The sequence below is a fragment of the Mycobacterium sp. E3298 genome (genome assembly GCF_001666895.1).
GTDB lineage: Bacteria > Actinomycetota > Actinomycetes > Mycobacteriales > Mycobacteriaceae > Mycobacterium.
Genome location: NZ_LZJB01000627.1, coordinates 1 through 9,249 on the forward strand (window position 1 = coordinate 1; position 9,249 = coordinate 9,249).

The 9,249-nt window shown below is 69.8% G+C and carries 10 protein-coding genes; 4 read left to right on the forward strand and 6 right to left on the reverse strand.

Annotation, left to right across the window (positions count from 1 at the left end; genetic code table 11):
- Together A9X05_RS28945 and A9X05_RS28950 are read right to left on the reverse strand one after the other, a co-directional pair.
- The coding region (locus tag A9X05_RS28945; protein WP_156670129.1) for a DUF3000 family protein at positions 1-324 on the reverse strand (324 nt) is incomplete at its 3' end.
- Positions 325-400: 76 nt separating this feature from the next.
- Positions 401-1,222: an enoyl-CoA hydratase/isomerase family protein gene (locus A9X05_RS28950; RefSeq protein WP_067756038.1), complete on the reverse strand. Its 822-nt coding sequence runs from the start codon at positions 1,220-1,222 to the stop codon at positions 401-403.
- Positions 1,223-1,280: 58 nt separating this feature from the next.
- On the opposite strand from A9X05_RS28950, the gene hemE reads away from it, so the two are divergent.
- Genes hemE through A9X05_RS28970 form a run of 4 tightly spaced genes read left to right on the forward strand, consistent with a single transcriptional unit; the run spans position 1,281 to position 5,132 of the window.
- The gene (gene hemE, locus A9X05_RS28955; RefSeq protein ID WP_067756041.1) at positions 1,281-2,330 is read left to right on the forward strand and encodes a uroporphyrinogen decarboxylase; all 1,050 of its coding nucleotides are present in this window, start codon (positions 1,281-1,283) and stop codon (positions 2,328-2,330) included.
- The gene (locus tag A9X05_RS28960; protein ID WP_067785819.1) at positions 2,327-3,682 is read left to right on the forward strand and encodes a protoporphyrinogen oxidase; all 1,356 of its coding nucleotides are present in this window, start codon (positions 2,327-2,329) and stop codon (positions 3,680-3,682) included. Before hemE ends, A9X05_RS28960 begins: the two co-directional genes overlap by 4 nt.
- Positions 3,683-3,687: 5 nt before the next feature.
- A complete protein-coding gene (hemQ, locus tag A9X05_RS28965; protein ID WP_067785822.1) occupies positions 3,688-4,383 on the forward strand; it encodes a hydrogen peroxide-dependent heme synthase in 696 nt (231 codons plus the stop codon).
- Positions 4,380-5,132: a class I SAM-dependent methyltransferase gene (locus A9X05_RS28970; protein ID WP_067785824.1), complete on the forward strand. Its 753-nt coding sequence runs from the start codon at positions 4,380-4,382 to the stop codon at positions 5,130-5,132. Before hemQ ends, A9X05_RS28970 begins: the two co-directional genes overlap by 4 nt.
- Positions 5,133-5,246: 114 nt before the next feature.
- Here the strand turns inward: A9X05_RS28970 and A9X05_RS28975 are convergent, their stop codons facing one another.
- The 4 genes from A9X05_RS28975 to A9X05_RS28990 all read right to left on the reverse strand — a co-directional run.
- On the reverse strand, positions 5,247-6,095 hold the full coding sequence (locus A9X05_RS28975; RefSeq protein WP_067785828.1) for an endonuclease domain-containing protein: 849 nt from the start codon (positions 6,093-6,095) through the stop codon (positions 5,247-5,249).
- Positions 6,096-6,262: 167 nt separating this feature from the next.
- Positions 6,263-6,673, reverse strand: coding sequence for a peptide-methionine (R)-S-oxide reductase MsrB (gene msrB, locus A9X05_RS28980; protein ID WP_067756057.1), 411 nt, complete (start codon positions 6,671-6,673; stop codon positions 6,263-6,265).
- A 62-nt stretch (positions 6,674-6,735) separates the two neighbouring features.
- Entirely contained in the window at positions 6,736-8,022 is a 1,287-nt protein-coding gene (gene aftC / locus A9X05_RS28985; RefSeq protein ID WP_231978486.1) for an arabinofuranan 3-O-arabinosyltransferase, read from the reverse strand.
- A 13-nt stretch (positions 8,023-8,035) separates the two neighbouring features.
- A partial coding sequence (locus A9X05_RS28990) for an alpha/beta hydrolase (protein WP_067785834.1) occupies positions 8,036-9,249 on the reverse strand: 1,214 nt, incomplete at its 5' end.

Here is a 9,249-nt window from a genome sequence, read left to right on the forward strand (position 1 = left end):
GATGGTGCCGTCCCACGCGTCGGCGCCTTCCGGGTCGTACAGCAGGATGAGTCGGCCGAAGGCGTCGCCGTCGGACCGCTCCGGGATGATCTCGCGGTCGGGATGTTTGACCTCGGCCCCCAGCGCGTAGCTGTAGGGCGCCAGGCGTTGGGGTGGGCGGATCGGGCCCAGCTCGATTTCCGACCGCACGGTGACGCCGTTCATCGCCGCTACCGCCTCGCGGAATGGCTCCGGTTCAGCTGAGGTCACTTGGCGCCGCTCCTGTTCATCCCGGTCGCTCTTCGTCGTCGCGGCACGGGTCACAGGGTCCGACGGTAGACCCATCGGCCGACAGGCGAAACCAGGCGCGCCGACCGCGACCAAGCCGTTACCAGACCTCATCCGGGCGTATCGAGCCAGCTCAGGAGGCGTTTCCGCCGGTAAATCGGGCCGGCCGCTTCTCGCGATGCGCGGCCAGACCCTCCTGCACGTCGGGGCCGCTGAAGCTGAGGAACTCGAGGCCGAGCGAGGTCTCGAAGGCGGGCGCGAACATGCGGTACCAGTAGTTGAGGCTGTGCTTGGTCCAGCGGATGGCGTTCTGCGCGCCCCGCGCCAGGTCCTCGGCGATCCGCGTCGCCGTCGAGAGCACGTCGTCGTCGTCGACGCAGGTGGACACCAGGCCGATCCGCTCGGCCTCTTCGCCGAGCAGGGTTTCGCAGGTCAGCAGGTAGTACTTGGCCTTGGCCATGCCGACCAGCAGCGGCCAGCAGATCGCGGCGTGGTCGCCGGCGGCCACGCCCAGCTTGGTGTGCCCGTCGATCAGCTTCGCCGTGCGACCGGCCACCGAGACGTCGGCGAGCAGGGCCACCACCAGGCCCGCCCCGACGGCCGGTCCGCGGATCGCCGAGACGACCGGCTTGTCGAAGTTGACCATATTGAGCACGAGGTCGCGGGCCTCCCGCATGATGCGGATCCGGTCCTCGTACTCGCCGATGGTTTCGGCGATCAGGTCGAAGCTGCCGCCGGACGAGAAGGCCTTGCCCTCGCCGCGGACCAGCACGACGCGCACGTCGGGGTCGCGGGCGATCGCCGGCCAGATGTCGGCGAGGTCGCGGTGCATCTGCGGGCCGACCGAGTTGAGGCCGGGGGCGTCGAGAACCAGCGTCAGGATGCCGTTGTCGCCCACTTCGCAGCGCAGGCTGGGGAACTCGCCGTAATTCACCGGAGGCTGGCTGACTGGCACGGACGTTGATAGTACGCAGCGCGGGGACGGGGCCGCCGCCGTGGCAGCATTGAGGACGATGAGTACCCGTCGCGACCTCCCCGAGTCGCCGTATCTGGCCGCCGTCACCGGCGGCAAACCCGGCCGGCCCCCGGTGTGGTTCATGCGGCAGGCCGGTCGTTCGCTGCCCGAATACCGGGCGCTGCGGGCCCAGACCGACATGCTGTCGGCCTGTTTCGACGCCGAGCTGGTCTGCGAGATCACCCTGCAGCCGGTGCGGCGCCACGACGTCGACGCGGCCATACTGTTCTCCGACATCGTGGTGCCGCTGCTCGGCGCGGGCGTCGACCTGGACATCGTCGCGGGCGTCGGGCCGGTGATCGCGTCGCCGGTGCGCACCGCCGCCGACGTCGACGCGATGAAACCCCTTGACCGCCAACGGATTCAGCCGGTCTCCGATGCGGTCACGCTGCTGGTGGCCGCGCTCGGCGCGGTCCCGCTGATCGGCTTCGCGGGGGCGCCGTTCACCCTGGCGTCCTACCTGATCGAGGGCGGACCGAGCCGCCACCACGCCCGCACCAAGGCGATGATGCTGGCCGAACCGGACAGCTGGCACGCCCTGATGGAGAAGTTGACCGACATCACCGTCGGTTTCCTGCGGGTGCAGCTGGAGGCCGGGGTGGACGCCATTCAGGTGTTCGACTCGTGGGCGGGCGCCTTGTCACTCGCCGACTACCGCACCTACGTGCAACCGCACAGCGCCCGGGTTTTCGGCGCCCTCGCCGAATACGGCGTGCCGATGACGCACTTCGGGGTCGGCACCGCCGAACTGCTGGGCGCCATGTCGACGGTCGGCGCGACGGTCGTGGGCGTGGACTGGCGCACCTCGCTGACCGACGCGGCCGGCCGGGTCGCGCCCGGCACGGCGCTGCAGGGCAACCTCGATCCGGTGGTGCTGATGGCCGGGTGGCCGGCCGTGGAACGCGCCGCTCGCGCCGTCGTCGAGGACGGCCGCCAAGCCGTCGACGCGGGCGCGACCGGTCACGTCTTCAACCTTGGCCACGGCGTGCTGCCGGACACCGACCCCGGTGTGCTGACCGACCTGGTGTCGCTGGTCCACTCCCTATGACTTCTCCGTCGTATTGCGTTGTCGGGGGCGGGATTTCGGGGCTGACGGCGGCCTACCGGCTGCGCGCCGCGGTGGGCGACGACGCTGACATCACCCTGTTCGATCCCGCCGACCGGCTGGGTGGCATCTTGCGCACCGAGCGTGTCGGCGGGCAGACCATGGACGTGGGCGCCGAGGCGTTCATCCTGCGCAGGCCCGAGATGCCGGCGCTGCTGGCCGAGCTCGGCCTGTCGGACCGCCAACTGGTGTCCACCGGCGCGCGCCCATTGATCTACAGCCAGCGCAACCTGCATCCGCTGCCCACCGGCACGGTCATCGGGATTCCGTCGTCGGCCGCCTCGGTGGCGGGATTGGTCGACGCGGCGACCGTCGCGCGCATCGAGGACGAACCCGGCCGGCCTCTCGCTTGGCGGCCCGGCAGCGACCCCGCGACGGCCGAACTGGTCGGGGAGCGGTTCGGCGAGCAGGTCGTGACCCGGTCGGTGGATCCGCTGCTGAGCGGGGTGTACGCGGGCTCGGCGGCCACCATCGGTCTGCGCGCGGCGGCCCCCGGCGTCGCGGCGGCCCTGGACCGCGGCGCCTCCAGCCTGACGGACGCGGTGCGGCAGTCGCTGCCGCCGGCGACCGGCGCTCCGGTGTTCGGGGCGCTCGACGGCGGCTACCAGGTGCTGCTCGACGCGCTCGTCGCGCGCGCCCGGCCGCACTGGGTGCGGGCCGGGGTGCAGCGGCTGGCCCGCGCCGAGGCCGGCTGGTCGCTGCTGGACGACACCGGTGCGCGCTGGTACGCCGACGCGGTGATCCTGGCCGTCCCGGCCCACCGCGCGGCACGCCTGCTCGCCGAGATCGCCCCGGGCAGCGCCGCCGCCGCAGGCCGGATCACCAACGCGTCGTCGGTGGTGGTCGCGCTCGCCGTGCCGGGCGGCACGCCGTTCCCGGACTGCTCCGGTGTGCTGGTCGCGACGGGGGAGCGGTTGCGGGGCAAGGCGATCACGCTCTCGTCGCGCAAATGGGGCGCCCGCGGGGACGCCCAGCTGCTGCGGCTGTCGTTCGGCCGCTGCGGCGACGACGTGGCCACCAGTGTTTCCGACGATGAGCTGCTGGGCTGGGCGGTGAGCGACCTGGTCGACGTTTTCGCGCTGGCCGTCGACCCCCTCGACGCTCGCGTGCAGCGCTGGATCGACGCCATGCCCCAGTATGGGCCGGGCCACGCGGAGCTGGTCGCCGAGATTCGGGCAGGTCTGCCGCCGACGCTCGCCGTGGCCGGCAGCTACCTCGACGGCATCGGGGTGCCGGCGTGCGTCGGGGCGGCCGGGCGCGCGGTCGAGGCCCTCGATCTGAAGGTGGCACGATAGGTTCCATGGCCAAGCTCGACTACGACACCCTCAACGCCACGATCCGGTACCTGATGTTCTCCGTCTTCTCGGTGCGGCCGGGCGAGCTCGGGGAACAGCGCGACGCCGTGATCGATGACGCGTCGCGGTTTTTCAAGCAGCAGGAGGAGCGCGGCGTCGTGGTGCGCGGCCTCTACGACGTGGCGGGCCTGCGGGCCGACGCCGACTTCATGATCTGGACGCACGCCGAAAACATCGAAGCGCTGCAGGCCACCTACGCCGACTTCCGGCGCACCACCACCCTCGGACGGGCCTGCGCACCGGTGTGGAGCAGCGTGGCGCTGCACCGGCCCGCCGAGTTCAACAAGAGCCACATCCCGGCGTTCCTGGCGGGCGAGGAGCCCGGCAACTACATCTGCGTGTATCCGTTCGTCCGGTCGTATGAGTGGTATCTCCTGCCCGACGAGGAACGGCGCCGCATGCTCGCCGAACACGGCATGGCCGCCCGCGAGTACAAGGACGTGCGCGCCAACACGGTGCCGGCGTTCGCCCTCGGCGACTACGAATGGCTGCTGGCCTTCGAGGCGCCCGAATTGCACCGCATCGTCGACCTGATGCGCGAGCTGCGCGCGACCGACGCGCGGCGGCATACCCGCGAGGAGACACCGTTTTTCACCGGTCCGCGGGTGTCGGTCGAGCAGCTGGTGAACGCGCTGCCATGACGACCGCTTTCGACCCCAACGATCCCACCCGCTTCGAGCAGATGTACCGCGACGAGCGGACGTCGCACGGCCTGCCCACCGCGACGCCGTGGGACATCGGCGGACCCCAGCCGGTGGTCCAGCAGCTGGTTGCGCTGGGCGCGATCAAGGGCGAGGTGCTCGACCCGGGCACCGGGCCGGGCCATCACGCGATCTACTACGCCTCGAAAGGCTACGCGGCGACGGGCATCGACGGGGCGGCCGGGGCCATCGAGCGCGCGCGGCAGAACGCCGAAAAGGCCGGGGTTTCGGTCAATTTCGAGCTGGCCGACGCCACCAAGCTGGACGGGTTCGACGGCCGGTTCGACACGGTCGTCGACTGCGCTTTTTACCACACCTTCAGCACCGAGCCCGAGCTTCGGCAGTCCTACGTGCGTGCGCTGCACCGCGCGACCAAGCCGGGCGCGCGGCTGTACATGTTCGAGTTCGGCCAACACAACATCAACGGCTTCAAGATGCTGCGGTCGTTGTCCGAGAACGACTTCCGCGACGTGCTTCCCGCGGGCGGCTGGGAGATCACGTATCTCGGCCCCACCACCTATCAGGTCAACATCAGCGTCGAGTCCATCGAGCTGATGGCCGCGCGCAATCCCGACATGGCCGATCAGGCCCGGGAGTTGCTCGAGCGCTTCCGCGTGGTCGAGCCCTGGCTCGAGGGCGCACGCGCGCACGCCCCATTCTGGGAAGTGCACGCCACCCGGGTGGACTGAGTTCGTCCCACTTGGCGGCCTGCCTCGAGCGAGGCGGCCCGCGTTCGCGCCAGGCTCGCTCCTTCCGCGAGACTTAAACCGTGGCGGGACTTTACGGCGTGTCGTGTGCGTGGTTTAAGTGTCGCGGCATCCACGACGGGCGAGGGCGGCCCGCACGCGGTGTACCACGTCGTCGGGCTTGTCCTCGGCGATCACCCGGATCACAACCCAGCCAAGCTCGGCAAGCTTGCGGAGCCGATCCTGGTCCCGCACATACTGGGTGCGGTTGGTGCGATGGTGGTCGCCGTCGTACTCGACGGCCACCTTGTATTCCTCCCAACCCATGTCGAGGACGGCAACGAGTCGCCAGTTCACCTGCACCGGTATCTGCGTCATGGGAGCGGGAAGCCCGGCGTCGATCAGCAGCAACCGCAGCCACGTTTCCTTCGGGGATGCCGCGCCCGGGTCGACCAGCGGAAGCGCTGTGCGCAGCGTCCGCAGTCCGCGGGCCCCTGCGTGACGCTTGGCGAGCAGCATGACCTCCTCGCTCGAGAACGGGGTCGCGCGCATCAGCGCATCGAGTCGCGCTACCGCCTCGCCGCTGGGCGGCCGCCTGGCCAAATCGAACGCCGTCCTCGCGAGAGAGGTCACCCGCAGCCCGTTGACACGGGTGACCTCGTCGGGTCCGACTCGCTGGTTGCGGGCGATCACGCCCGTCGGTGGATGCGGATTTCGCCAAATCAGCTCGATCGGCTCGTCGTCGTCGATCCATCGCGAACCATGTAGGGCGGCCGCGGCAAGTCCGGCGAGCACGCCGCGGCGGTCCGACCACAACCACGCCCCAACGGAACGCGTCCGGAGCGACGGCGTGGCGTGGGCCGGCAGATAGACGTCGGGATATATCGCGCGAAACTGAGCTCGCAGCTGGTGCCGGCTCAGGGCTCCCCGCCGCAATGCCTCGCTGCCGACAAACACGTCGTCCACACCGGGAAAGACGTCACGACGCTCCCGCAGGCTCCGCGAGACTTAAACGATGGCGGAGCCTTGCGGCGTGTCGTCTGCGTGGTTTAAGTGTCGCGGCAGCCGACACCAGGCAGCCGACAGCCGACGCGACGCGGCAGCCGACGCGCGGCGGCGGCGCCCGAAAGGGATTACGTCCCCGCGGGCACCAGGCGCAGCGAGATGGAGTTGATGCAGTAGCGCTGATCGGTCGGCGTCGGGTAGCCCTCGCCGGTGAACACGTGGCCCAGGTGGCTGTGGCAGTTCGCGCACAGCACCTCGGTGCGCGTGGTCCCCATCGAGTGGTCGGGCCGCAGGATCACCGCGTCGGAGTCGGCCGGGTCGAAGAACGACGGCCAGCCGCAGTGCGACTCGAATTTCTCTGTGCTGCGGAACAATTCGGCGCCACACGCCCGGCACTGGTAAATGCCTTCGGTTTTGGTGTCGGTGTACTCACCGGTGAACGGCCGCTCGGTGCCGGCGCGACGCAGCACGTGGAACTCTTCGGGCGTCAGCTTCTGGCGCCACTCGTCGTCGGAGAGTTGGAGCTTCGGGCTACTCATGCCTCCACGCTAGCGCCATTTGCGGTGACCCGCCGCGCCCGGCGTCGAGCCGCGCCCGGCGATCACCGAGCGCCATCACGCCCAACCGGCACCCACGCCGGATCGATGCCGTCGGCCAGCCGGTCCTCGGCCTTCGCATCGAGGTAACGGAACAGGAGCACCGTGAACACCACGATCAGCAGCAGCGACCAGCCGTAGGTGATCTTGAGGTAGTGCAGCGCGCGGCCGTACCTCATGTACCGGTAGATCAACCAGTCGTCGAGCGTGAGAAATCCATAGATCCCCAGCCAAGCCGGCCAGTTGCGGATCAGGGAACTCCGCAGCACGACCGTCATCAAGAACGGGAACAGCATCATCGAGTAGTAACCCTGGGCCAGCGGCAACACCAGCCACGACCACAGCAGCAGCACGCCCGACGAGTTGGTGAACCAGAACAGCGGGTCGCGGGTGCGGTAATAGCGATAGAGCAGCCACAGCGCGCCGATCGCGAGCGCCGTGAACAGAAGCCGCAGGAAGACGATCAGCCAGGTGGGCAGGCCGAAGTACACGCCGTTGCCCTCGATCGAGCTGTTGAAGTAGTCCCGGACGCCGCCGATGTAGGGCAGCGTGCGCGTGACGAAGTCGGCCGGATCGCTGACCAGCGGCCAGGCGGCCGCGTTGATGGCGATCGGGACCAGGAACGCGGGCACCAGCGTCCGCCACTGGCGGTTCAGCAGCGGCAGCAGAAGCAACGGCCCCAGCACCGGTTTGAGCGTGAGCGTCAACCCGATCACGAGCCCGGCCCACCACTGGTGCCGCACCTTCCCGTCCAGCAGCCAGCGCAAGAACAGCACCTCGGCCAGCAACACGCAGCCGTTGATGTTGGTGAACACCAGCGTGCTGGTGACGCTTTCCGTGCAGAACATGGCCAGCAGCAAGGCGGGCGCGGCCACCGAGGACAGCGTGAAGTTGAACAACCGCAGCAGCAGGTACCAGGCGATCAGGATGGCCACGGTGTTGATCAGGATGAACAGGTACCGCGACGGCGTGAAGGACAGGTAGCCGAACGGTGCCATCAGCAGGGTGCCGCCGGGCGGATACAGGTAGTGCGGGTCGACGTAGTCGAAGTGCTCGTTGTAGATGTCCCAGCCGCGCCGGAAGTTCAGCACCGCCCGGTACACCGGCTTGAAGTCGTCGGTGATGTTGCCGTTGAGCGTCAGGATGATGCTTCGGTGCAGCACCGACATGATGGCCACCGGCCATAACGCGGACCGCAGTATCGCCGCGGGGCTCGGCGCGCCGCTACCTGGACGAAAGGCGGCGAGGGTCCGATCGCGCAGGCCGGTTCGGGTCGAGTCAGCTGCCGTCACGAAGCGCAAAGTATCAGGCGGGACAGTACGTGTCGGTCCCGGGCAGCTTGCCGCTGTTGACGTAGCCGATCAGCGGGGAAACCGCGCACGGCGAGTAGATGCTGGCGCCGTGGCCGATGCCCTGCCACATCACCCGCTTGCTGGCCGCGTTGGCGTTGATGACGGTCGCCGCCGTCGCCGCGACGCCTTCGGTCCCGACGATCGGGTCGTTCTGCACGCCGAGCAGCAGGACGTCGACCTTCAACGATTTCGGCGGCGCCGGGGGCGAACCGGTGGGCCAGTGCACGCATTTGACCAAGTTGAGCGCCGCGACGGTGCCGAATTGCGGGTACAGCTTGGCCCACGCCACCACCAGTTCGCGCACCCGGTCCGGGGTGGGGCGGTTGACGGCGTCGCTGCAGGTGTTGACGAACTGGCCGTCGGAGTCCTCGGTGGCGTTGGCGTGGTTGATCAGGTTGGTCAGCTGGTTGGTGTCGCCGGAGCGGGCGGCCGCCAGGGCGTTGGCCAGGTTGGTGGTGGCGTTGACGCGGCCGCCGGCGGGAAAGCCCAGCGCGACGGTGATGGCGTTGGCCACCTCGGCGACGGACGCTCCGCCGGGGCCCTTGCCGGCGCGGGCGTCGGCCAGCAAGGCGCCGACGGCGCCCTTGGGGTCGGCGCCCAGCGCGCAGTTCACCGCGATGCACTGGGCGGCGAACGCGTCGAGCGCGGCCTGCTGGCCCTTGACCTGTTGCTCGGCGGCGGCTTCGGCGTTGACGCCCAAGGCGACTGGCGAGTCGAGGATCAGCCGGGCGACCTTGTCGGGGCGCGTCGCGGCGTAGGCCAGCGCCACCTGGGCGCCGTTGCCGATCCCGACCAGCGCGACCGCGGGCACGTCCCACAGCGTGCGCAGCCGCTCGATGTCCGAGGCGGCGTGGGCGTTGTCGTAGGCGCCTGCGCCCGGCGCGATGGCGTCGGTGCAGTTGGTGGTGGCGGTGTTCGCGACGTCCGAGAGGTTGGCGACGGGATCGTCGCCGGTCTGGAACTGCGCCTGGTCGCGCATGATCTGGCGGTCGGACGAGTCGCGGCAGTCGATCGGGTTCGACATGCCCATGCCGCGCCGGTCGACGGCCACGATCGGGTGCGTCTGCAGCACGTCGGCGCCGCCCCGCGACAGCCAGACCCCCCGCGACGCGGGCCCGCTGGTCTTCACCACCGGCTCGGACCTGCCGTCGTCGGCGCAGCTGCCGG

What these genes read in the sequence shown, in the direction of transcription:
- hemE (WP_067756041.1), top strand. Translation starts at nt 1,281, where the DNA reads ATGAGTACCCGTCGCGACCTCCCCGAGTCGCCGTATCTGGCCGCCGTC.
- A9X05_RS28960 (WP_067785819.1), top strand. Translation starts at nt 2,327, where the DNA reads ATGACTTCTCCGTCGTATTGCGTTGTCGGGGGCGGGATTTCGGGGCTG.
- hemQ (WP_067785822.1), top strand. Translation starts at nt 3,688, where the DNA reads ATGGCCAAGCTCGACTACGACACCCTCAACGCCACGATCCGGTACCTG.
- A9X05_RS28970 (WP_067785824.1), top strand. Translation starts at nt 4,380, where the DNA reads ATGACGACCGCTTTCGACCCCAACGATCCCACCCGCTTCGAGCAGATG.
- msrB (WP_067756057.1), bottom strand. Translation starts at nt 6,673, where the DNA reads ATGAGTAGCCCGAAGCTCCAACTCTCCGACGACGAGTGGCGCCAGAAG.